28 protein-coding genes and 1 pseudogene are annotated in these 20,854 nt (G+C 54.8%); 11 read left to right on the top strand and 18 right to left on the bottom strand.

Translation table 11 applies throughout. The annotated features are described in order from the left end of the window. Positions 1-25: 25 nt before the first annotated feature. From gndA to V7Z75_RS07005, 3 genes are all read right to left on the bottom strand, one after another. Positions 26-1,537, bottom strand: coding sequence for an NADP-dependent phosphogluconate dehydrogenase (gene gndA, locus V7Z75_RS07015; RefSeq protein WP_334107918.1), 1,512 nt, complete (start codon positions 1,535-1,537; stop codon positions 26-28). A 156-nt stretch (positions 1,538-1,693) separates the two neighbouring features. After that, positions 1,694-2,104 (bottom strand): MerC domain-containing protein, encoded by a 411-nt coding sequence (locus V7Z75_RS07010; protein WP_334107917.1) that lies wholly within the window; start codon positions 2,102-2,104, stop codon positions 1,694-1,696. A gap of 123 nt (positions 2,105-2,227) precedes the next feature. After that, complete coding sequence (locus V7Z75_RS07005) at positions 2,228-2,875, bottom strand: laminin B domain-containing protein (RefSeq protein WP_334107916.1); 648 nt, start codon at positions 2,873-2,875, stop codon at positions 2,228-2,230. 204 nt (positions 2,876-3,079) lie between these two features. On the opposite strand from V7Z75_RS07005, the gene V7Z75_RS07000 reads away from it, so the two are divergent. The 3 genes from V7Z75_RS07000 (at position 3,080) to V7Z75_RS06990 (ending at position 4,653) form a co-directional block, all read left to right on the top strand. Continuing rightward, positions 3,080-3,487 (top strand): hypothetical protein, encoded by a 408-nt coding sequence (locus V7Z75_RS07000; protein ID WP_334107915.1) that lies wholly within the window; start codon positions 3,080-3,082, stop codon positions 3,485-3,487. Positions 3,488-3,502: 15 nt separating this feature from the next. Beyond that, complete coding sequence (locus V7Z75_RS06995) at positions 3,503-4,039, top strand: YMGG-like glycine zipper-containing protein (RefSeq protein WP_334107914.1); 537 nt, start codon at positions 3,503-3,505, stop codon at positions 4,037-4,039. An 83-nt stretch (positions 4,040-4,122) separates the two neighbouring features. Beyond that, positions 4,123-4,653 (top strand): hypothetical protein, encoded by a 531-nt coding sequence (locus V7Z75_RS06990; RefSeq protein WP_334107913.1) that lies wholly within the window; start codon positions 4,123-4,125, stop codon positions 4,651-4,653. Positions 4,654-4,674: 21 nt separating this feature from the next. Here V7Z75_RS06990 and V7Z75_RS06985 read toward each other — a convergent pair whose 3' ends face one another. The 5 genes from V7Z75_RS06985 to V7Z75_RS06965 form a co-directional block, all read right to left on the bottom strand. Beyond that, on the bottom strand, positions 4,675-5,364 hold the full coding sequence (locus V7Z75_RS06985; protein WP_334107912.1) for a uracil-DNA glycosylase: 690 nt from the start codon (positions 5,362-5,364) through the stop codon (positions 4,675-4,677). Positions 5,365-5,561: 197 nt separating this feature from the next. After that, positions 5,562-5,759 (bottom strand): DUF3008 family protein, encoded by a 198-nt coding sequence (locus V7Z75_RS06980; protein WP_334107911.1) that lies wholly within the window; start codon positions 5,757-5,759, stop codon positions 5,562-5,564. A gap of 154 nt (positions 5,760-5,913) precedes the next feature. Further along, a complete protein-coding gene (locus V7Z75_RS06975; RefSeq protein WP_334107910.1) occupies positions 5,914-6,150 on the bottom strand; it encodes a hypothetical protein in 237 nt (78 codons plus the stop codon). 20 nt (positions 6,151-6,170) lie between these two features. Next, complete coding sequence (locus tag V7Z75_RS06970) at positions 6,171-6,674, bottom strand: MarR family winged helix-turn-helix transcriptional regulator (RefSeq protein WP_334107909.1); 504 nt, start codon at positions 6,672-6,674, stop codon at positions 6,171-6,173. A gap of 95 nt (positions 6,675-6,769) precedes the next feature. Beyond that, positions 6,770-7,366, bottom strand: coding sequence for a TetR/AcrR family transcriptional regulator (locus V7Z75_RS06965; RefSeq protein WP_334107908.1), 597 nt, complete (start codon positions 7,364-7,366; stop codon positions 6,770-6,772). 119 nt (positions 7,367-7,485) lie between these two features. On the opposite strand from V7Z75_RS06965, the gene V7Z75_RS06960 reads away from it, so the two are divergent. Genes V7Z75_RS06960 through V7Z75_RS06945 form a run of 4 tightly spaced genes read left to right on the top strand, consistent with a single transcriptional unit; the run spans position 7,486 to position 10,182 of the window. Next, positions 7,486-8,274, top strand: coding sequence for a quinoprotein dehydrogenase-associated SoxYZ-like carrier (locus V7Z75_RS06960; RefSeq protein WP_334107907.1), 789 nt, complete (start codon positions 7,486-7,488; stop codon positions 8,272-8,274). A 26-nt stretch (positions 8,275-8,300) separates the two neighbouring features. Further along, a complete protein-coding gene (locus V7Z75_RS06955) occupies positions 8,301-8,576 on the top strand; it encodes a DUF4242 domain-containing protein (protein ID WP_334107906.1) in 276 nt (91 codons plus the stop codon). Continuing rightward, a complete protein-coding gene (locus tag V7Z75_RS06950; RefSeq protein ID WP_334107905.1) occupies positions 8,576-8,926 on the top strand; it encodes a c-type cytochrome in 351 nt (116 codons plus the stop codon). Before V7Z75_RS06955 ends, V7Z75_RS06950 begins: the two co-directional genes overlap by 1 nt. After that, on the top strand, positions 8,923-10,182 hold the full coding sequence (locus V7Z75_RS06945) for an NAD(P)/FAD-dependent oxidoreductase (RefSeq protein ID WP_334107904.1): 1,260 nt from the start codon (positions 8,923-8,925) through the stop codon (positions 10,180-10,182). Before V7Z75_RS06950 ends, V7Z75_RS06945 begins: the two co-directional genes overlap by 4 nt. Before the next feature lie 114 nt (positions 10,183-10,296). Here the strand turns inward: V7Z75_RS06945 and V7Z75_RS06940 are convergent, their stop codons facing one another. Both V7Z75_RS06940 and V7Z75_RS06935 read right to left on the bottom strand, forming a co-directional pair. Next, positions 10,297-11,271, bottom strand: a complete 975-nt coding sequence (locus V7Z75_RS06940) for a DMT family transporter (protein WP_334107903.1) — start codon at positions 11,269-11,271, stop codon at positions 10,297-10,299. Next, positions 11,268-12,158: a LysR family transcriptional regulator gene (locus V7Z75_RS06935; protein ID WP_334107902.1), complete on the bottom strand. Its 891-nt coding sequence runs from the start codon at positions 12,156-12,158 to the stop codon at positions 11,268-11,270. The genes V7Z75_RS06940 and V7Z75_RS06935 overlap by 4 nt, the downstream gene beginning before the upstream one ends. A gap of 139 nt (positions 12,159-12,297) precedes the next feature. On the opposite strand from V7Z75_RS06935, the gene V7Z75_RS06930 reads away from it, so the two are divergent. Both V7Z75_RS06930 and V7Z75_RS06925 read left to right on the top strand, forming a co-directional pair. Beyond that, positions 12,298-13,164 (top strand): pirin family protein, encoded by an 867-nt coding sequence (locus tag V7Z75_RS06930; protein ID WP_334107901.1) that lies wholly within the window; start codon positions 12,298-12,300, stop codon positions 13,162-13,164. A 77-nt stretch (positions 13,165-13,241) separates the two neighbouring features. After that, positions 13,242-13,346, top strand: a pseudogene (locus V7Z75_RS06925) (hydrolase); the annotation flags it as partial. Positions 13,347-13,457: 111 nt separating this feature from the next. Here V7Z75_RS06925 and V7Z75_RS06920 read toward each other — a convergent pair. From V7Z75_RS06920 to rpiA, 4 genes are all read right to left on the bottom strand, one after another. Next, complete coding sequence (locus tag V7Z75_RS06920; RefSeq protein WP_334107900.1) at positions 13,458-13,778, bottom strand: hypothetical protein; 321 nt, start codon at positions 13,776-13,778, stop codon at positions 13,458-13,460. Positions 13,779-13,909: 131 nt separating this feature from the next. Continuing rightward, on the bottom strand, positions 13,910-15,409 hold the full coding sequence (gene ppx, locus V7Z75_RS06915) for an exopolyphosphatase (protein WP_334107899.1): 1,500 nt from the start codon (positions 15,407-15,409) through the stop codon (positions 13,910-13,912). Between the two features lie 49 nt (positions 15,410-15,458). Next, positions 15,459-16,166 carry a phosphate signaling complex protein PhoU gene (gene phoU / locus V7Z75_RS06910; RefSeq protein WP_334107898.1) on the bottom strand — a complete coding sequence of 236 codons (708 nt, stop codon included), beginning with the start codon at positions 16,164-16,166 and terminating at the stop codon, positions 15,459-15,461. A 119-nt stretch (positions 16,167-16,285) separates the two neighbouring features. After that, a complete protein-coding gene (gene rpiA / locus V7Z75_RS06905; RefSeq protein ID WP_334107897.1) occupies positions 16,286-16,945 on the bottom strand; it encodes a ribose-5-phosphate isomerase RpiA in 660 nt (219 codons plus the stop codon). A 165-nt stretch (positions 16,946-17,110) separates the two neighbouring features. On the opposite strand from rpiA, the gene ilvA reads away from it, so the two are divergent. Further along, complete coding sequence (gene ilvA, locus V7Z75_RS06900) at positions 17,111-18,622, top strand: threonine ammonia-lyase, biosynthetic (RefSeq protein ID WP_334107896.1); 1,512 nt, start codon at positions 17,111-17,113, stop codon at positions 18,620-18,622. Positions 18,623-18,674: 52 nt separating this feature from the next. Here the strand turns inward: ilvA and V7Z75_RS06895 are convergent, their stop codons facing one another. Both V7Z75_RS06895 and V7Z75_RS06890 read right to left on the bottom strand, forming a co-directional pair. Further along, entirely contained in the window at positions 18,675-19,124 is a 450-nt protein-coding gene (locus tag V7Z75_RS06895; protein ID WP_442919892.1) for a transcriptional repressor, read from the bottom strand. 70 nt (positions 19,125-19,194) lie between these two features. Further along, on the bottom strand, positions 19,195-19,653 hold the full coding sequence (locus V7Z75_RS06890; RefSeq protein ID WP_334107894.1) for an EVE domain-containing protein: 459 nt from the start codon (positions 19,651-19,653) through the stop codon (positions 19,195-19,197). A gap of 66 nt (positions 19,654-19,719) precedes the next feature. Between V7Z75_RS06890 and V7Z75_RS06885 the strand changes: the two genes are divergently transcribed. Continuing rightward, positions 19,720-20,079, top strand: a complete 360-nt coding sequence (locus V7Z75_RS06885) for a DUF2237 family protein (RefSeq protein WP_334107893.1) — start codon at positions 19,720-19,722, stop codon at positions 20,077-20,079. 249 nt (positions 20,080-20,328) lie between these two features. Here V7Z75_RS06885 and V7Z75_RS06880 read toward each other — a convergent pair whose 3' ends face one another. Together V7Z75_RS06880 and V7Z75_RS06875 are read right to left on the bottom strand one after the other, a co-directional pair. Next, positions 20,329-20,637 (bottom strand): cell division protein ZapA, encoded by a 309-nt coding sequence (locus V7Z75_RS06880; protein WP_334107892.1) that lies wholly within the window; start codon positions 20,635-20,637, stop codon positions 20,329-20,331. Continuing rightward, on the bottom strand, positions 20,634-20,834 hold the full coding sequence (locus V7Z75_RS06875) for a hypothetical protein (RefSeq protein ID WP_334107891.1): 201 nt from the start codon (positions 20,832-20,834) through the stop codon (positions 20,634-20,636). Before V7Z75_RS06875 ends, V7Z75_RS06880 begins: the two co-directional genes overlap by 4 nt. Positions 20,835-20,854 lie beyond the last annotated feature (20 nt).

The following is a 20,854-nucleotide window of genomic DNA, read 5'->3' as shown; positions in this document are numbered from 1 at the left end:
CACCTTTGTAGCTCAAAAGAGCTGTTTACACTTCAAGTTGCGGACGGCCAGGTTCTGGCCAGTCGGTGTGGAAGAACTTGCCACGCGGCTGGTCTACACGCTCATAGGTATGGGCGCCGAAGAAGTCACGTTGTGCCTGCAACAAATTGGCGGGCAGCGAAGCGCTGCGGTAAGCGTCGTAATAGGACAACGCAGCGCAGAATGCCTGGGTCGGGATGCCGTTGCGGACTGCCAGCGATACCACATCGCGCCAGCTTTCCTGCCCTTCATGGAGCGCCTCGGTGAAGTAAGGGTCCAGCATCAGGTTCTTCAGGCGAGAGTCCAGCGCGTAGGCGTCGGTGATCTTCTGCAGGAAACGGGCGCGGATGATGCAGCCGCCGCGCCAGATTTGCGCAATCTCGCCGAAATTGAGCTTCCAGTTATAGGCAACCTGTGCCTTATCCATAAGCTGGAAGCCCTGGGCGTAGGCGCAGATCTTGGAGCAATATAGCGCGTTGCGGATGGCTTCGATCAGTTTCTCGCGGTCGGATTCCTGCTTGATTACCGGCCCCTTGAGAATGGCACTGGCTTCCACCCGTTCTTCCTTCAAGGTGGAAAGCGCGCGGGCGAATACTGCCGCAGCGATGGCGTTGGCGGGAGAGCCCAGTTCCAGCGCATTGGCGGCGGTCCATTGCCCAGTGCCCTTCTGGCCTGCGGCATCCATGATCTTGTCCACGAGGAAGCCTTCGCCAGCCGGGTCTTTCTGTTGCAGAATGTCGCCGGTGATTTCGATCAGGAAGCTGGAGAGTTCGCCCTTGTTCCACTCTTCGAATACCTTGCCGATTTCGTCGGCGCGCATGCCCAGCAGGTTCTTCATGAGCCAGTAGGCTTCGCAGATCAACTGCATGTCGATGTATTCAATGCCGTTATGCACCATCTTCACATAATGGCCAGCGCCATCAGGGCCGATGTATTCCGCGCATGAGAAACCGCCTTCCACTGGCTTGCCGGGTTCGGCGCCTTCAAGTGGCTTGCCAGTAACAGGGTCTACCTTGGCGGCAATGTCGCGCCAGATGGGTTCCAGCGAGGCCCAGGCGTTGCGTGTGCCGCTAGGCATGAGGGATGGGCCGAAACGGGCGCCGGTTTCGCCGCCGGAAACGCCGGAGCCGATAAATTCCAGACCCTTGGCGCGGAGTTCCTTTTCGCGGCGGATGGTATCTGTCCAGAGCGCGTTGCCGCCGTCGATGATGATGTCACCTTCTTCCAGGAACGGGATCAGGGCATTGATGGTAACGTCAGTGGCGCTGCCAGCCTTCACCAGCAGAACGATCTTGCGCGGGCGCTTGATGCTCAATACGAAGGTGGCGAGATCTTCGAAGCCTTTCAGGCGTTCTGCCGAAGGCTCGTTTTCATTGCAGTGGGCAATGAATTTGCGTGTCTTCTCAGGATCGCGGTTATAGACGGAGATCGTGTAATTGTGATCTGCGATGTTTAATGCCAGGTTCTGCCCCATGACTGCTAAACCAATGAGGCCAATATCTGCGGTATTTGTACTCATATCTGATTGCTTCTTGTGAATTGATGGTGAAAGAAATGAGAGCCAGGCTAGCCCGTGTTATGCAGCTCGGTAAAACGACCCCCAGCCCGGCACTATAGACCTTTATGGGAAAACCTAAAAGGGCCAGTCTCCCGGACAGCGGGAAAGGCGTGAGAATCAGGAACTGAGTCCGGCAGGGCTTGCCATGTGCGCGATACGCTGCAAGCGGCGGTTCAGCGTGTGACCCGTAATCAGCAGCAGGCTGCCGGGTATGGTGAGCGCCACTTCAGCAGTGGTGCTCATGGGAATGAAGGTGGCGCTGCCCACCAGCACCAAGCCGGCAGCCAGCAACAGGCTGGGTTTGCCGTTGCCATGCTGGCGCCAGCCGGACCACGCGCCAAATACGGCGGCGGGGAACAGCGCGAAGAAGAGCCACAGATGCACGCTCTCATCCAGCAGGAAAGATAAGGGCATGCTGATGACCAGCCAGGGCAGGACGGTGCAATGAACCAGGCACAGCCAGGAAACAATATTGCCGAATTTATCCCAGTTGATGAGTTTTGAAGTGGAATAGGTAATGAGATGCACCAAGGTTGCAGTTCTGTACGACAGGGGGTGGATTCTAGCTTAATGCTGGTTGCCGGGCAACTATGTTGCATTTCCGGGTCGGCGGGCACTGCAATTCCCGCCGAGCGTGATCTGACCAGCTTGTTAAGCCTGGTTGCGTCTGCGCCTGCCGAGCGCGGCGAAGGCACCCAGGCCGATCAGCAGCATGCCGTAGGTGCTGGGCTCAGGCACCAGGGTTACATTGTCCAGCAGGCCGATATCCGGACCGGTGCGGTATTCTGCGCGAATTTTCAACGCACTCAGGTCGGACAGGACTGCAATGAATTGCTCGTCGCTGGCAGCTGCACCCGAAAGCGAATTCAATCGCCATCCATCTGCAATCAGCGGTACGGAGTATGAAGTCCATGCGCCATTGGCAGGGTGGTCGCCGATATCAAAGACCAAGGTTAGCCCTGCTCCCTGCAGGATGACATCCGCATCGTCGAATTGGCTGGGGGAGCCGGAGTAGATTTGCTGTAGGTCGAAGGTCAGGTTGCTGCCGAGCGCTGCGCTTTGGTTGCCCAGGAATTTGGCAGGAGCAATGAAGAAAGTAACGCCGCCGATCGTCAGATCATCAATGCTGACATGGCCCCCCGGGTTACCGCCATTGGCCTGCCAGCTTAGCGGGCCGTCGGCATCACCCGCTGCCCTCCAGCTGTCATCACCGGTAGAAAAATCGCTGCTTGCGGCAAATGCCGCTGAGTTCAGGAGGGTCAGGCTGAGGATGCTGATCAGGATATTCGTTTTAAGCATTTGTCTCTTACTCCCTTGTTTATAAAGTTGATCTATTTGCACGACGCTATGCTTCACATGTCGCCAATGCAATAGCCCGATTGGACTAAGGGTGTGCCGATGATGATTACCCAGAATTACCAAACTTTACATTGATCCTACAAACTTGGACTCAGCCTTGCCAGTCTTATGATTAATTTCCAAACAAGGGATGAAGCGAGGTGTATGGTGGCAATCTCTAAGCGCTCGATGATACTTCTGGCATTGGCAGGCAGCTTGCTTGCAAGTGTCAGTGTCCAGGCCAACCCATGGCGGGGCGGGCATCGCCATGGCGGCCCCAATATCGGTTTTTATTTTGGCCCCGGTTTTTATGGTCCTGGCTGGGGGCCTTACTATCCACGCCCATACTATGCAGTGCCTACCTACCCCTATTATCCGCCTGTAATTGTTGCGCCGGCGCCAGCCCCTGTGCCGCCGCCGGTCTATATCGAACAGCCTGCCCAGCAAAGCGCAGCGCCACAGGCTGCGGAAAACGCTTATTGGTATTACTGCAACCAGCCAGAGGGCTATTACCCCTATGTGAAGGAATGCCCTGCCGGTTGGCAGAAGGTCACTCCGCAACCTGCGCAGTAAGGTGAGGGAGAAATCATGAAAGCTGTAATTTTATTGACCCCCGTCTTGTTGTTGAGCGCGTGCGCCACCCTGCCGCCGGATGGGCCAAGCCGTATGGCCTTGCCAGGCACTGGAAAATCGTTTGACCAGTTTCGTTACGATGACAGCATCTGCCGCCAGTTTGGGCTGGAACAAAGCGGTTCCGCCAAGGCATCCGCCGAGAACAGTGCAGTTACTAGCGCTGCGGTCGGCACGGTTGTTGGCGGTTTGCTGGGTGCTGCTGCCGGTGGGCATCAGGGCGCGGCAGTCGGCGCAGGTTCGGGTTTGCTGGTGGGGACAATGGCAGGTTCTGGCATGGCTTCTGACTCTTATTACACCGCCCAACAGCGTTTTGATAATGCTTATACGCAATGCATGTATGCCAAAGGGCACAAGGTGGCCGTATCGGCAAACATGGCACAGACACGCCAGCAGGTTGTGCCTGCACGCTCCAGTGTTCCGCCGCCACCTCCCCCGCCCGGTTATCGTGGAGCGCCATTGTCTTCGAGCGTGCCACCAGATTACCGGGAATGAATCAAGAATAATAAAGCGATCAATATCTAGCAGTACAGGCATCGGGGTAGTTAATGGGTGAGACTATTCACCGGGAGAGCAAGATGAATCAGGCAGTGAAGAAAACCATATGGTCAGCCTTGGGCGCGGTCGCCATAACTTTGATGCTGGGCCAGAGCGCGGCATATGCAGATCGGGATGACAGACATCAGCGTGGTCAGGACCGTGGTCCACGTCAGGAGCAGCGCTGGGATAATCATCGCCATGATGAGCGCGGCGGTCAATGGAACCGGCAGCGACACGATGACCGCAGGGGTTGGCAGGCGCAGCAACGCCCTGTGATCGTGCAGCATAATGTCCAATACCGTTTCGGCGATCACGATAGGGTGCGCCTGCAGCATAACTATGCACGTAGCCTGGGAGCAATCCGAGTAGACCATCGGCCTTATTTCCAGCCTGGATATGCGATGCTGCCTGCTTACCGGCCCTATATCACGCCAGTACCCATGCATGTACTGCGCACCTTGCCACCACCACCGCCTGGATATGTTATCGGCTATTACCAAGGCTACAACGTAGTCTATGACCCGGCTACCTATGTTGTTCTGGCCGCGATTGATCTGCTGGTGAGATAGATCTCAAGCGAGGTGTGTTGCTTACACGCCCCAATGAACTTCCTCAAGGCCAATGCTGCGCAATGCGGCATTGGCCTTGCTGTATGGACGGCTGCCGAAAAATCCGCGATGTGCCGAGAGCGGCGATGGGTGGACGGAGCTGATGACGACATGCTGTTTGGCAATCAGTGGGCGGAACTGTTGCGCATGCGCTCCCCAGAGGATGAATACTAATGGCGCAGTATGCTGTCCCAGATACTGTATCAGTGCATGGGTAAAGCCTGTCCATAGCTTGCTGTGTGCCCCTGCCACCCCGCCGCGAGTCGTGAGCGAAGCGTTAAGGAGCAGCACGCCCTGCTGCGCCCAGGACATGAGATTGCCGCTGGTCAGGCTTTGCCCGATATCGAACTGCATTTCCTTGAGCATGTTGCGCAATGAAGGCGGTGGCCGCACGCCTTCCGGCACAGAGAATGATAGACCGTGCGCCTGCTGAATGCCATGGTCCTCGCCATGATAAGGGTCCTGCCCAAGCAGGACGACCTTGACATTCTTCGGTGAAACCTGGCGCAAAGCCTCGAACCACAAGCCGCGGCGCGGGCGAATATCCGGTTCAGTCTCTAGTGTGGCGCTGATGTTGTCGTAGAGTGTTTGTAAGCCGGGAATGGCTTCTGCCCAAGCAGGGGGCAATGGTTCCGGGGTGGTGGTGTAATCTGGCATGCTGGTGATGGTCATGTTAAGTACTGCAGGGGTCGGGTAGCCTACGGTACTAAATTCATTGCTACTGAGCAAGGGAAAAGCCACGGCTACGTGTGCCAGCGCATGATGAAGGGATGGCGCTATCATTTTAGCTACAGGAGATAATGCAGGCTTGCAGCTTCCTACAGAACTGGTCGCGGTATCAGGAAAATAGCGCTCTTGTCATTCAAGGTTCAATCGTGTTTATCTTTATCTACTTTGTAGGGCTTGCCTTTGCGCTTGGTTGAGGCGAGTTCTTCCAGCTCACGTTCGGTCATGCTATCTACCATGGAGAGCGAAGCGCCTTTGAGGTCTTGCTTGCGGATTTCGCCGCGTTTGGCCGCCAGCGCGGCGCCAGCAGCCATTTGCTGGGCTTTGGATTTGGCAGGCATGGTGTTTCTCCATTGGATGAAAGTGCCATCCAGTATGCGCTGTCAGGGATGATTCAACAGTCAGCGCATTTCGCCTGGTATTGTCAGAAAAATCAGACAGGCGGCGGCTTGGTTTCCGCGTTCTGGAGAGCAGGGCGCACAATCACGGTACAGGTCATCCCCGCACCAGTACAGTATTGTCGGGAATCTCGTCGATATGCACCCCCACCGGCACGCGTTGCGCCAACCGCACCCAGTTAAAGCTCGGGTTGACATTGGCCAGCAGTCTGACATCCATGGGGTTGTCTCGCTCAGTGATGCCGGCAGAACTAATGCAGCCAGACAGTGCGGCTCCAACCAGCAAGCCGGATGTGCCATGCAAAAAGGCGACAAGCCAGCGGGAGGGGTGCATGCTGTGTCCTGATTGCGCGATTATTTCAGGATGCTTGCATTTGCACCCAGCGCTTGCATGTGGCGCACCACATCCTGGCGATTTTGTGGGGATAATGTGGTCATTAAGGCGGTGACGTTGGTGTAGTACACCGGCATGACTTCATCCAGCTTTTTGCGCCCTGCGGCGGTCAGCTTGATCTTGAGTTTGCGTCTGTCCTTGCGGTCGGTGAGGCGGGTGACCAGCCCTTCATGCTCCAGTCCGTCGATGAAGCCGGTCATGGTGGCCTTGGTGACTCCGGCTTTTTCCGCCAGCAGCGATGGCGACGAGGTGAAGTTTTCTTCCCGTAGCAGCAGTACCAGCACCCACCAGCGGCCCTGCAGTAAGTTGTGCTGCGCCAGCATCTTGTCCAGTGCATCCGACATGTCGGATGCGGCGCGGAGGATGTTGACGAACTCCCAAATTGCCACAATATCGGCATCGGGATAATGACCGGCAAATTTTTTCAGCGACTCCGAGGTCGGCAATTCTTTTATCAGTAGCATGGTGCGAGCTATGATAGTTAGGAGCCGTAATGAGAGTCAATGGTCCGAACGGATATTTCCATAAATAAATTATGGATTTTTGGTATTTGGGAGGATCAGGCGGCGATGGCACGCAGTAATTGCTGTTTGTACAAGGTCAGTGTGCGGGCAATCACTAGTGGGTCGGCATTCGCTTTTGCCAGTACCAATGCTCCTTCCAATGTTGCAATATACAACTCGGCCCAGGCAGCAGTATCCAGGGACTCCTGTCCTTGTTCCTCCTGGAGTTGCTTGAACATATCAGTGAGCTCCAGCCGCCATTGGTTGAAATAATCGCGCGACACTTGAAACAGGCCGGGATTGGTGTCGGCCAGGCCCATGGTGAAGACGGCCAGCATGCAACCCTGGCCCAGTTGTGGATCCTGGTAGGTGGCGATGGCGTGATCGAGGTAGGCGACGATTCTATCCAGTTGTCGCGCATAGGGCGCTTGAGTGACGCGGGCCTGCCGTTCTGTTGCATCCTGCCAGAATTGTTGCAGCACGGCCTCTCCCAGCACTTCCTTGTTGTTGAAGTGATGGAAGAAACCTCCTTTGGTGATATTGGCTTGCGCGCAGATCATGTCTACCGTCATGGCCGAAAAGCCGCGGGAGAGGATCAGGTTCGCGCTGGTCTGCAAAATGCGTTCGCGCGTTGATAATGCTGGGCTGCTCATAAGCACTTTCCGTGATGTTCCTGATGCTGGATGGATTGCGTAAAATCAGTTGACAAATCTGTATACTGGCATAACATACCAACCAGTCGGTATTCTACAGAATGAACAGGATAAATCAAATGATGAAGCGCTTATTATTGGGTGGCATCCTGCTCGCAGCGATGTCTTTGAATGCTGGGGCAGAGGTCAATGAAAAAATATGGCCGAGCATGCAACGGGACATGTTCCCGGGCAAAACCCTCCAGCAGGCTGATTTCATCAGGATCACCGCGCCCAAACGTGCAGAAAGTGGCGCGCAGGTGCCTTTTGCCTTTGCCGTGGATTACCCCATGACTGCAGGGCAATATGTCAAGGCGGTCACGGTGATAGTCGATGCCAATCCGGTACCGATGACAGCCGTGTTCCACTTCAATCCGAACAGCGGCCGCGCGGAAATTGCGACCCGTATTCGCCTGGAAACCGATTCGCTTGTGCATGTAGTGGCAGAAACCAGTGATGGAAAACTCTACGTCAATGCAGCGCCTGTGCGGGCCTCCGGCGGCTGCGGCGGCACGATAGATGGCGACGAAACCGAAGCCAGGAGCAACGCAGGCAAGATGCGCCTGGCGCTGGATAGCGAAGCCAGTGAAGGTAATATGCGTTATGCCAGGTTGCAGATCAAACATCCCATGTTCACCGGCTTGCAACGCGATTTGGTATCGCAGGGCTTCCGTCCGGCGTTTTATATCAGCAAGATCGATGTCCGCTATAACGGCGAGCCGGTATTGCTGGCCGATACCTATATCGGCATCAGTGAAGACCCCAATATCCGCATTCCCTTCGTGGCCAAGGGTGATGGTACGCTGACGGTCACCATCCACGACAATGAAGAAGGGGAATTTACCCAGCAACTTTCCGTCAAGCTTTAGTCAATTCATTTAACCGAGGAGAAAACATGCCTAAATTTATCATTGAGCGCGAAATTCCTGGCGCGGGCAACCTGACTGCTGCCGACCTGCAGGGCGTTTCCGCCAAGTCGTGCAGTGTGCTGAAAAATCTGGGCCCGCAGATTCAATGGGTGGAGAGCTATGTCACGGACGACAAGATTTACTGTGTCTATATTGCTCCTTCCGAAGAGTTGATCCGCCAGCACGCCAGTGAAGGCGGCTTCCCTGCCAACCGCATTTCACAAATCAAGCGCATGATAGACCCCACCACTGCGGAATCCTGATGCCTGGTTCTTCGGGTGCTATCGGCACTATCCTGCTGGGTATATGCCTGTCTGCATCCGCCATGGCTCAGACAGGGCTGGTAAACCACCATCTCCGCGTGCTGGCTGCCTCATGTGCAGCCTGTCATGGCTATGAAGGCATCAGCCGTGGAGAGATTCCTGACCTGGCAGGGATCAGCGCTACGCGTTTCCTGCAGAAAATGCAGGAATACCGCGAAATGCCTGATGATGGCAGCGTCATGAACCAGCATGCCAAGGGGCTGACGCAGGAGGAAATCAGCGGATTGGCTGTTTATTTCTCCGGCATCCCGGTTGCAGAAAGCCAGCAGAAGGGAATAAACGCACAATGAAGCGCCGTGACTTTGCCAAGCTGGCGCTGGCGAGCCTGGTCTTACCCAGCGCCTGGCGCAATATTGCCCAAGCAGCCAATGCCCCGCGTGTGGTCGTGGTCGGCGCGGGGTTCGCAGGCGCCACATTGGCCAAATACCTGCGCGTCTGGAGCAATCATGGCATCGAAGTCATCCTGATCGAGCCTGGGCGGAGTTTTATTTCCTGTCCCGTCAGCAATATGGTGCTGGGCGGCAACAGGAAAATGCAGGACCTGACCCATTCCTACGCCTCGCTGACGCAGAAATACGGCGTGCAAATGCGGCATGCCAGCGTGACCAATATCGATAGGGACAAACGCCAGTTACGGCTGGATGATGGCAGCCGTCTTGACTATGACAAGCTGGTGCTGGCGCCTGGCGTGAGTTTTGACTATAGCCACCTGAACGCCATGGCCGGAGTGGATTTGCAGCAGCATTATGTGCATGCCATGAAGGCGGGCGCGCAGACGGAAACCCTCAGGCGGCAGCTGCTGGATATGCCGGATGGCGGCGTGTTTGCCATGACGGTGCCCGCCCTGCCGTACCGTTGTCCGCCCGGGCCATATGAACGCGCATGCCAGGTGGCGTATTACTTCAAGCAGCATAAGCCACGTTCTAAGGTGCTGATACTGGACGCCAACCCGGCCATCACTTCCAAGCGTGGCCTGTTCGAGCGGGCGTGGGCCGACCTGTATTCCGGCATGATCGAATACCAGCCGCTCAGTGAGCTGCGGCAGCTTGACCCGGCCAAGCGTATGTTGGAAACCACATTTGATCGTCACAGATTCGATGTACTCAACCTGATTCCACCCCAGACGGCGGGCCGTATCGCGCTGGATAATGGATTGGCCAACGATGGTGGGCGCTGGTGCGACGTGGATTACCGCAGCTATGAATCCACACGGGCGCGGCATATCCACATTCTCGGCGATGCGCTGGATTCCGCCTTGCCCAAATCCGCACATATCGCCACCTCGGAAGCCAAGGTGTGTGCCAGCGCTCTCATTGATATTCTCGCCGGGCAGGCTCCCGACCCTGCCCCAGTCTTTGCCAATACTTGTTATAGCTATGTCAGTGCTGATGAGGCCATGCATGTCGCCAATGTCTACCGCTATGATGACAAAAGCGGCGAAATGAAACCCGCAGCCGGCGGCGGGGTGTCGAAGCAGCGCTCGGCCAGCGAGGCGAGTGAGGCGAGATCATGGGCAGCCAATATCTGGTATGACGTGCTGGGATAATTAAGAAGTTAACAATATTCACCAGACGTCGTTACTCTGTGCCGTACTCATTGTACTGTCTACGGCATTGCATCTGGTCAGAAGAATGTTGTTGGCCGCTCTAAGCCGTTTTGTTCAGCGTGCTGGGTGGTTGGACAGGAACAAGCCTCCCAGAATTGCCGCAATACCGACTGCATGAAACAAATGCAGGCTTTCTCCCAGCAACATCACCGATAACAGGCTGCCAAATACCGGCATGAGGTGAATGAACAATCCCGCACGTGCCGCACCGGCATAGGCCACGCCTAGTGTATAAAGTGTGTAAGCAATCACTGATGGAAAAATCCCCACATAGGCCAGCGCCAGCCAGACATCCCGATTCCATTGCGGCGTGAGGCCATGCATCGCTTCCCACAAGTACAGCGGAAACAGCAGCACAAGGGCGATAATGATCTGTAAGCCCATCAATCCCAGGCGATTAATGCTGGCAGGAATATCGCGCAGCCAGAGCGTATAAAACGCCCAGCACACCATGGCCAGGAAAATGATCAGGTCGCCAATGGAAAATTCCAGCCTGAGCAGGCGCGCCCATTCGCCATGCAGAATAATGGTGAGCACGCCGCACAGCGACAAAGCCAGACCGATAACCTGCCAAAGCTGCAGTCGCAAGCGATAGAACAAGCTGCCAAACAGCAGGATCAGGATGGGAATGCAGGAATTGAGCAAGGTGCCGTTGGTAGCGGTGGTGAAGTGCAAGCCGCTATAGACCAGAGTATTGAAGGCAGCGACGCCGATCAGGGAAACTGCCAGCAAGCGCCAGCGATACTGCCAGTATAGCAAGCAGTCGCGCCGCATTGCCGGATAGGCAAAAGGCAGGATGCAGAGCAAGGCGATCACCCAGCGGCCAAAGGACAGGGTGAATGGCGGAATCTCGCTGTGAATTGCCCTGCCAACGACAAAATTGCCTGCCCAGAATAGCGGCGGCAATATCAGGATCAGATATAGCAGGAATGGAGACGGCTTCGATGACTGGTTGGGTGGTGTTTGCATGCGGCTAGTATAAGTGAGTTGCAGATCGTGCAGCGCTGGGTTTTCATGGGAAGGGTTCAAGAAACAAACCAGGGTTTTAGCGCATGTTGCGCAACCTCGATGAAGGCCCGTAATTTGGGTGGCATGAAGCGCTGGCGTGGATAGACCAAGTGTATTGGGTCGGCCTGCGCTGTCCATTCCGGTAATACGCGTTTCAGTTCACCAACCACCATGCCCGCTTTGCAGATATAGGTGGGTAACAAGGCCACGCCCTGCCCGTTCAGCGCCATCTGACGCACCAAGTTGATGCTGTTCGCGATAGTGGCGCTGTGCAGAGGAATAGTCATGCGGCTGTTACCGCGCTGCAATGTCCAGACATCACGACCCATGGGGCTGAATTGCAGGCAGCGATGCTGGTGCAGGTCTTGTGGCTCATTCAGTGCCGGGGCTTTTGCCAGATAGTCTGGGCTGGAGAAAGTAGCCCAGCAGGCCATCCCCGATGGCCTGGCAATCAGGCTGGAATCATCCAGCTTACCGGTGCGGATAGCTACATCAATGCCTTCGGCAATCAGGTCTATATAGCGCTCGGTCAATATCAACTCCAGCTCTACGTCCGGATATTGGCTGTGCATGGCTTGCACCAGCTCTGCCAGCATGCTGTCTCCCAGATCGGCGGGCGCAGTGACTCTGAGCCTGCCTTGTGGCTGTTGTTTAGCGGCATTCAGGGTGGCTTCGGCTTCCAGCAGGTAGTTGAGCCCGGTCGAAGCCAGCTCGAAATATAGCGTTCCTGCTTCTGTCAGATTCAGGCGGCGTGTTGTTCTTTGCAGCAAGGTCACACCCAGCCGCCGTTCCAGCCGCGCCACGCGGGTGCTCACTGTGGAAGTCGGAATCTGCAGTTGCCTGGCGGCAGCGCTGAAACCGCCAGCCTGCACCACCCGGACAAAAACAGCGACTTCATTGATATCCATGATTGTTCAATAAAATGAAAAATGATTTCACATTTAACCATCTGGTGCTGTGAAAGTCTTGTCTCTATGATGGAACCATCAAAAGCGGAGTTATCAGAAAGTAGATCCAGCAATATCGCAAGCACAAAAGGAGCACAGTATGAAAAAACTTGCATTCATCAAGCGCAGCAATGGACGCCATTGGGTAGGCGATGGGTTCCCCGTGCAGAACGTTTTTTCCTATCGCGATATTCACGAGGAAATGTCACCGTTCCTGCTTATGGATTACGCGGGGCCGGCGCAGTTCGAGCCAACGGAAAAACGCCGTGGCGTCGGGCAGCATCCGCACCGCGGGTTTGAAACCGTGACCATCGTCTACGATGGACAAGTTTCGCATCATGATTCCACCGATGCTGGCGGCACCATTGGGCCGGGCGATGTGCAGTGGATGACGGCAGGCTCCGGCATCGTGCATGAGGAATATCACGGTGATGACTTTGCCAGGGCTGGAGGTGTCTTTGAGATGGTGCAACTTTGGGTAAACCTGCCTGCGCGGCACAAAATGACGCGGCCGGGCTATCAGGGTATTACCCGTGAGCAGATTCCTGAAGCCGCGCTGCCGGATGGCGCAGGCGTGGTGCGCATCATCGCAGGAGAGTATCAAGGTGTGCGCGGGCCAGCCCGAACTTTTAGCCCCATGAATGTATGGGATGTGCGGCTTGGTGCTGGTAGTACGGCAAGGTTCACCCTGCCCGCAGGCCATACCACTGCCGTGTTTGTATTGCATGGTGCTGTCAGCCTGGGGGATACGCATACCGTACGTGCTGCCGAACTGGCTGTAATGCAGCGGGAAGGAGATGAACTGGTGCTGGCGGCGCAGCAGGATACCGTCCTGCTTTTGCTGAACGGGGAACCGCTGCATGAACCTGTGGTGGGCCATGGCCCTTTTGTCATGAATAGCTGGGAAGAAATCGACCAGGCGATTGATGACTATAACAATGGCCGGTTTGTCTCAGCCAGAGTGTAGAGCCCGCCCATGAAAACATCATGAGCGGTCATTTGTAGATGCAGTGGATGTAACCAATTAACCCAAAGGAGAAACCGATGACCAAACCTTATATACGTCTTGACCATGATAATGCTGCGGTATTGCTGGTAGATCACCAGGTTGAATTACTGTCGCTGGTGCGGGATATTGAACCAGACAAGTTAATGAAGATTTTCTCAAGGCAGTTAAGGATACCGGCAAGAAGCAATTGATATTGGTATCCTGCATTACGATATAGGAATGGTATCAGTTTTGAGTCGAAAGGCAGCCTGTCAGGCTGCCTTTTCCTTGAGAGGCAATATCTTGCCGTTGGTATATGACTGATACAGGGCAATCGCGGCTTCACGCAGCTGTTCGGCATCCGCGGCCAACGCTGGATGTTCGAAAGATTCCCCATTGATTTTGTAGATAGGGCGCATTTCGAGGTTATTGAGAGATGATAGCGATTCAAACTTCAGATGACCTACTTCGGTACCGTCCAGGTAGAAATTCACTAGAAAAATCTGCTCGACCGAGATGTTCAGCACAACGCCACTATCCAGAGTGATGCGCTGGTCGCGTTTATTGATGGCGTGGAGTTCCACTATGGGCATATTGTGTTCTTTCACTAGGACTGGAGGGATAGCTGAGAATTCAGTATTACCCAAAGCCAATCATCAGTACAGATGCAGACCAGGGAAATAAAGAAGGATCAGTTGGGAAGCAACAGCCTGGCTAAGCACACTCAAGTGCTCAGGCTGAGGCTAAGGCCGATTTCCTTCCAATAGGCGATTTCGTTGACCAATTCTGCTTCTGTCAGCGGATTGTCCTTGAGCCAGTCAGCCGTGATATTGAGTTGGTAGCCGGATTTGAGGATAAATAGCTCCAATTCCGGATGATGGTCAGGCTGGCGGTTGCGATGGAATAGCACCGCAAGCCGCAGGATCAGGATCAGCAGCAAACGGTCAGTCTGACCGTTCAGGCTGAATTCCAGCTTGCTCAGCGAACGCCGATGCGCTTTGACCAACAGGCCCAGGGTTTCCTGCTCCATATTGGAGAAGCCTGGCATGTCGGCATTTTCGACAATATAGGCAGAGTGCTTGTGATAGCCGGAATGCGCAATCGACACGCCGATTTCGTGCAGTCGCGCTGCCCAGGTCAGGTATTGCGCGGCAGTTTCTTCATCTATGTGTTGTAAACGGGAGCTGCATTGTGACAACAGGCGTAATGCCAGTTCCTGCACGCGTTCTGCCTGGTCGGGTTCCACATGGTAGCGGCGCATGAAGCTGGAAACGGTGGTTTCGCGAATATCCTGGTCATGCAAACGCCCGAGCAATTCGTACAGCACTCCTTCGCGCAGGGCGCTGCTGGCAGTGGTCATGCGTTTGATATCCAATGCATCAAACGCCGCCATCATGACTGCCAGGCCGCCCGGTAATACCGCTGCGCGATCTGTACTCACACCGGGCAAATCGATTTTCTTGATATTGCCTGCCTGCAATAGTTGTTCCTGGATAAATGCCAGACCCTCACGCGTGATTTCGCCATCGCTTAACCCGCTGAGCCGGATAATTTCTCCTAGGGCCTTGGCAGTGCCTGATGAGCCGACTGCCTCGTTCCAACCCTCGGCGATAAAATATTTACGCATGCCTTGCAATTCTGCGGCAGCGGCAATCTGCGCACGTTTCATGGCAGCCTCGGAGATCTTGCCGTCCGGGAAATAGCGCATGCTGTAGCTGACGCAGCCCATATATAGGCTTTCCATGGCAGTCGGTTCCAGGTGCTGGCCGATAATGAATTCGGTGGAGCCGCCGCCGATATCAATTACCAGCCGCTTATGGTCAGCCGGTGGAAGACTGTGGCTGACGCCGACGAAAATCATGCGGGCCTCTTCGCGCCCGGCAATGATTTCTATGGGAAATCCCAGAGCTGCCTGGGCTTCCTGCAACAGGTTAGGCGCGTTGCGGGCTACGCGGAAGGTATTGGTGGCAACAGCGCGCACCGCTTGCGGCGGCAAGCCGCGCAATCGTTCGCCAAAGCGTTTCAGGCAGTCGATGGCACGTTGTTGCGCATCAGCGCTCAGGTTATTTTTTTCGTCCAGCCCGGCGCCCAGGCGCACGGCCTCGCGCAGGGAATCATGGAAAATGAGATGTCCGTCTGCCACTCTGGCGAGTTGCAGACGGAAACTGTTGGAACCCAGGTCGACCGCGGCGATTTCCGGGAAATCCGAAGGTTTGATAGGCAAGATTGACCTTTTTCTGAAACATGGAGTGCGGCAATCATCCCAAGGGCGATCAAGGTTCTTGCGCTTCGCGCTCCATTTCCTGCACCGTGGTATGACGAACGTCCTTACCTTTTACCATGTAGATGACGTATTCGGCAATATTCTTGGCGTGGTCGCCGATACGCTCGATGGCCTTGGCTATGAACAGTACTTCCAGCGACATGGAAATGGTGCGCGGGTCTTCCAGCATGAAAGTGATCAATTGGCGCATGGTCGCGCGGAACAATTCATCCACTTGCTCATCCTGGCGCGCCACGTCTACTGTCTTGGTGACATCCAGACGCGCAAATGCATCCAGGGAGGTGCGCAGCATTTCACGTACGTTGGCCACCATGTTCTTGATTTCGTTGAAGCGTGGCGTATATAAACGGCCAGATTCGGAAACTTTCTGCGCGACGCGGGCGATCTTGGTGGCTTCATCGCCGATACGTTCCAGGTCGGTAATGGTCTTGACCACCATCATGATCATGCGCAAATCGCCGGCAGCGGGCTGGCGGCGCACGATGATATGGCTGCAGTCTTCGTCGATCTGGACTTCCAGCGCGTTGACCTTGTGATCGTTGGCAATCACCTTGTCCGCCAGGGTGAGGTTGACGGTAATAAGTGCTTCCAGCGCATTGACGATCTGTTGCTCTACCAAACCGCCCATTTCCAGCACTTTGGCACGGACTGATTCCAGTTCGGCATCATACTGCTTGGAGGTATGTTCTAATTGCATAACGTGATCCCTTCCGTGAATAAACTTGGCCGGGTTTTGCATACCCGGCCAAAGTGATTGAGTCAACGTTGTAGTCTAATTGCCGATTATGACAATTTCATGTTGAACTGAAGCGCTGTTTATTTCGCTGTCATGGTCTTGACGCCGTCAGCGGTCGCCAGCAGCAAGACATTGGCTGGACGGGCCGCAAACAGGCCATTGGTAACTACGCCGACGATGGCGTTAATCTTGGCTTCCATCGCTACAGGATCGGTGATGGTCAAGCCATGCACATCCAAGATAACGTTGCCGTTATCGGTGGTGAAGTCGCGCAGCTTGGGCTGACCGCCCAGCTTGACCAGTTCGCGCGCCACATAGGCCTGTGCCATGGGGATGACTTCCACGGGCAGCGGGAATTTACCTATCACGGATACCAGCTTGCTCTGGTCGCAGATACAGATGAAATCCTTGGCGCAGGCCGCCACGATCTTTTCACGGGTCAAAGCGCCGCCGCCGCCCTTGAGCATGTGCATGTGCTCGGTGATTTCATCCGCGCCGTCGACATAGATATCCATGCCGTCCACGTCATTGAGGTCAAATACCTTGATGCCATGTCCGCGCAGGCGCTGGGCAGTGGCTTCGGAGCTGGCAACCGTGCCTTCGATGCGATCCTTGACCTTGGCCAGCTCATCAATGAAAAAATTGGCGGTGGAGCCAGTGCCCACCCCAATGATGCCGCCCTTTACATATTCCACGGCTGCCTTGGCAACCTGTTGCTTTAATTCGTCTTGTGTAGCCATTATTAAAACCTTTATTTACTGGTGACCTGATCGGGGTAGAAGCCGCATGAAGCAACCCAGCATTTTGCAGACCCCATGTTTTCTTTATAATTCAGATTCTTTCGAATCAAGCCCCTTAATCATACACTGCCGTATCTCATAGTGCAGCCTTGGACAGCGTCCCTCATGAAAATCGACTATCTGCAGAAAATCAAATCCGCCCATGTTTATGACGTGGCGAGCAAAACCCCGCTGGACCTCCTGTCCAATATTTCCCGCCGCATCCAGAATCAGGTATTGCTCAAGCGCGAGGATATGCAGCCGGTGTTTTCATTCAAGCTGCGCGGCGCTTACAACAAGATGGCGCAGCTTTCAACGGAAGCGCTGTCACATGGTGTGATTACGGCTTCTGCGGGCAACCATGCGCAAGGGGTGGCGCTGGCTGCCAAGAACGCAGGCTGCCGCGCGGTGATCGTCATGCCAGTCACCACGCCTGACATCAAAGTGGATGCGGTGCGCAACCGCGGCGGCGAGGTAGTGCTGGCCGGAGAGTCCTATACCGATTCCTACAACCATGCATTGCAATTGATGGAAGAGCAGCAGTTGACGTTCGTGCATCCGTTTGACGACCCTGACGTGATCGCAGGGCAAGGCACCGTGGCGGTAGAAATCCTGCAGGATAACCCGGGCCCGATCGAGGCTATTTTCTGCCCTGTCGGCGGCGGCGGGCTGATCGCTGGCGTAGCTGCTTATGTCAAGGCGGTAAGGCCTGAAATCAAGGTGATCGGTGTTGAGGTGAACGATGCCAACGCCATGACGGTCTCCTTGCAGAAAGGCGAACGTATTACTCTTGACCAGGTGGGCTTGTTTGCCGATGGCAAGGCGGTCAAGCTGGTGGGGGAGGAAACTTTCCGCCTGTGCCAACAATATGTCGATGAAATGATTTTGGTGGACAATGATGCCATCTGCGCCGCGATCAAGGATGTGTTCGAGGATACCCGTGCGATCCTGGAGCCGACCGGCGCGCTGGCGCTGGCTGGGCTTAAGGCTTATGCGCAGCAGCATGGTTTGCAGGACAAAACCCTGGTTGCCATTGCTTCCGGGGCTAACATGAGTTTCGATCGCCTGCGTTTCGTGGTAGAGCGTGCCGAGATCGGTGAAAAGCGCGAAGCGGTGTTGGCAGTCACTATCCCCGAAACGCCTGGTTCATTCAAGAAATTCTGTCGCTTGATCGGCAATCGCAACATCACCGAGTTCAATTACCGCTATGCCGATGCGCAATCTGCCCATATCTATGTCGGTATCGCCATTCACGACCCCAGCGAATCCAGCAAGCTGGTCGCGCAATTGCAGGAGCATGGCTTGCCCGCGCTGGACCTGAGCGACAACGAAGTGGCGAAGCTGCACCTGCGCCATCTGGTGGGTGGACATGCGCCGCAGGCGGAGCATGAACAGGTCTATCGCTTCGAGTTTCCCGAACGGCCAGGCGCATTGATGAATTTCCTTGATAACATGCGACAGGACTGGAATATCAGCCTGTTTCATTACCGCAACCATGGCGCGGATTATGGACGAGTGCTGGCGGGTATGCAGGTGCCGCCAAGAGAGGAAAAGGAATTTGCTGAATTCCTGCAGAACCTGGGGTATCCGTATTGGGCAGAAAACGATAATCCTGCCTACAAGTTATTTTTGGGATAGAAACCAAAAAGCCCGCTGAAAGCGGGCTTTTTTATTGGCCAAACGGGAGGGATTACCTCTTGTCGACAAGCGGAGTGCCGTAGGCGGTGATGTCGTAATCGGTCAGCTCATAACCCAGTTCACGCACAATTACCTTGAGGCGCTCCTCGATGCCTAGATCATAGAATTCCCGTACTTCGCCGGTGCTGGTGCTGACCAAGTGGCCATGGTGTTCTTCGCCATCGTTCAGCTCATACACGGCTTTGTTGTTGCCCAATTGGCTTTTCTTCAGCAAACCGGTCTGCTCGAATTGTGCCAGCACACGGTAAACCGTTGCCAGGCCGAATTCAGAATGCTCGGTGATCAAGATACGGTATACATCTTCAGCAGCCAAGTGACGCTGTTCGCTGTTGCGGAAGATATCCAGCACCTTAAGCCGCGGTAAGGTGATTTTCAGGCCACTGTTTCTCAAATCCTGATGCGGATCTGCTATTCCGTCATCTCTTTTTGTAACCACTATCATCTCTCCTTGTAATTGAAACCTGACGCTGCGATAGCATATCATGCATCGCGCTGCTGTCGCGGAATGAACGTCAGGCAAGCAGTTTTATAATAAATTCCCAATCCTTGGGATCCACCGGCGTGATTGAGAGCCGGTTACCACGCTGCAGGATACGCAGATTCTGCAATTCAGGAATTTCACGCATCTGTTTCAGGCTCAATAACCGGGTCTTGCGCACCAGCTTGATATCCACATTGAACCAGCGCGGAGTCTCGGGCGTGGCCTTGGGGTCATAATACTTGTGTCCTTCGATGAATTGCAGGCGGTCAGGATAAGCCAGCTTGCACACCTCGGCGATACCGACGATACCAGGTTCCGCGCAGTTGGAATGATAAAACAGGATTCCATCGCCAAGCTGCATCTGGTCACGCATGAAGTTGCGCGCCTGGTAATTGCGCACGCCATACCAATCCACTGATTGGTCGGGGAATGATGCCAGGTCATCAATCGATACATCCGAAGGCTCTGATTTCATCAGCCAGTAACGCATGAAATTCTCAAATCAACACAGATTCCGTATCATAACCCGAGTCAATTGAATTTCAGAATCCACAGCATGGCCCGCAACGTCCTTGGTACCACATTACAACCTTGCAGCATGGACCCCGTTACCGGCTTCACCCGCAGCGGCAGCTGCGTCACCGGCCCGGAAGACATCGGCAGTCATACGGTTTGCGCAATGATGACAGAAGAGTTTCTGGCCTTCGCGTTTTCCAAAGGCAACGACCTCAGTACCCCAAGGCCTGAATATGGTTTTCCTGGACTGGAGGCAGGTGACCGCTGGTGTTTATGCGCTTCGCGTTGGTATGAGGCAGCTGAGGCTGGTTATGCCCCGCCGGTGATCCTTGAGGCAACCCATGAGCGGGCGCTGGAAGTAGTCAGCCTTGCTGACCTGGAATATCACGCCCTGAGATAGGGCTTGGAAGGAGTTCCCCGCAAATGTCATCCGGACCGGCATCCTGAACCTGTACGGTTCAAGTGGTAGCGACCTAAAGCTGCGTCAGGTACACCCGCATCGGAGCGCGCACATAGCTGCTTAACAGACCGAAACCTAAGCCAAATTTATGGTTCAAGGAATCTATGGCCCGGACAACACCGCAGGGAACAAGGGGAAGAAGCCGGAGTCATCCAGCTTCTTGTAACTTATGGCAGAGGCAATGCCTAATTAAAACAGTTGGTTTTGTTCCTCGCCAACCACGGCATCAATCTGTTCCTGCATGGAAGTGATTCTACGCTTGAAATCACCAATGTCAAAACCGCCGATGTTGGCGGTCAGCAATTCATGGGCAATATTGAGCGCCGCCATGATGGCAATCTTCTCGGCGCCCACCACCTTGCCGGTATCGCGGATTTCACGCATCTTCTTGTCGAGATAATCGACGGAGCGTAACAATGCTTCCCGCTCCTCGTCGGAACAGGCAATTGTCAGCTCGCGCCCCATGATGCTGACATCGACGCCACGCACATTGCTCATACACTATCCTCCGGCAGGCGTTCGATCAGGGTTTGCAGCTTGCGGCTGGCAAGCTCGATATTGTCCTGCAATTGTTTATTGTCATCCTGGGAGCGTGTAAGCTCTTGACGGAGTTCAAGATTTTCGGCTCGCAGCATTTGGCATAATGAAATGAGCTGCGCGAGCTTTTCTTCCAACGTGATCAAATCAGCATTCATGGCGCCACTATAATTGCAAA

The sequence above is a fragment of the Methylobacillus sp. genome (genome assembly GCF_036844465.1).
GTDB lineage: Bacteria > Pseudomonadota > Gammaproteobacteria > Burkholderiales > Methylophilaceae > Methylobacillus.
Note: the sequence above shows the minus strand (reverse complement) of the source record. Positions and strands in the feature narration are given on the sequence as shown.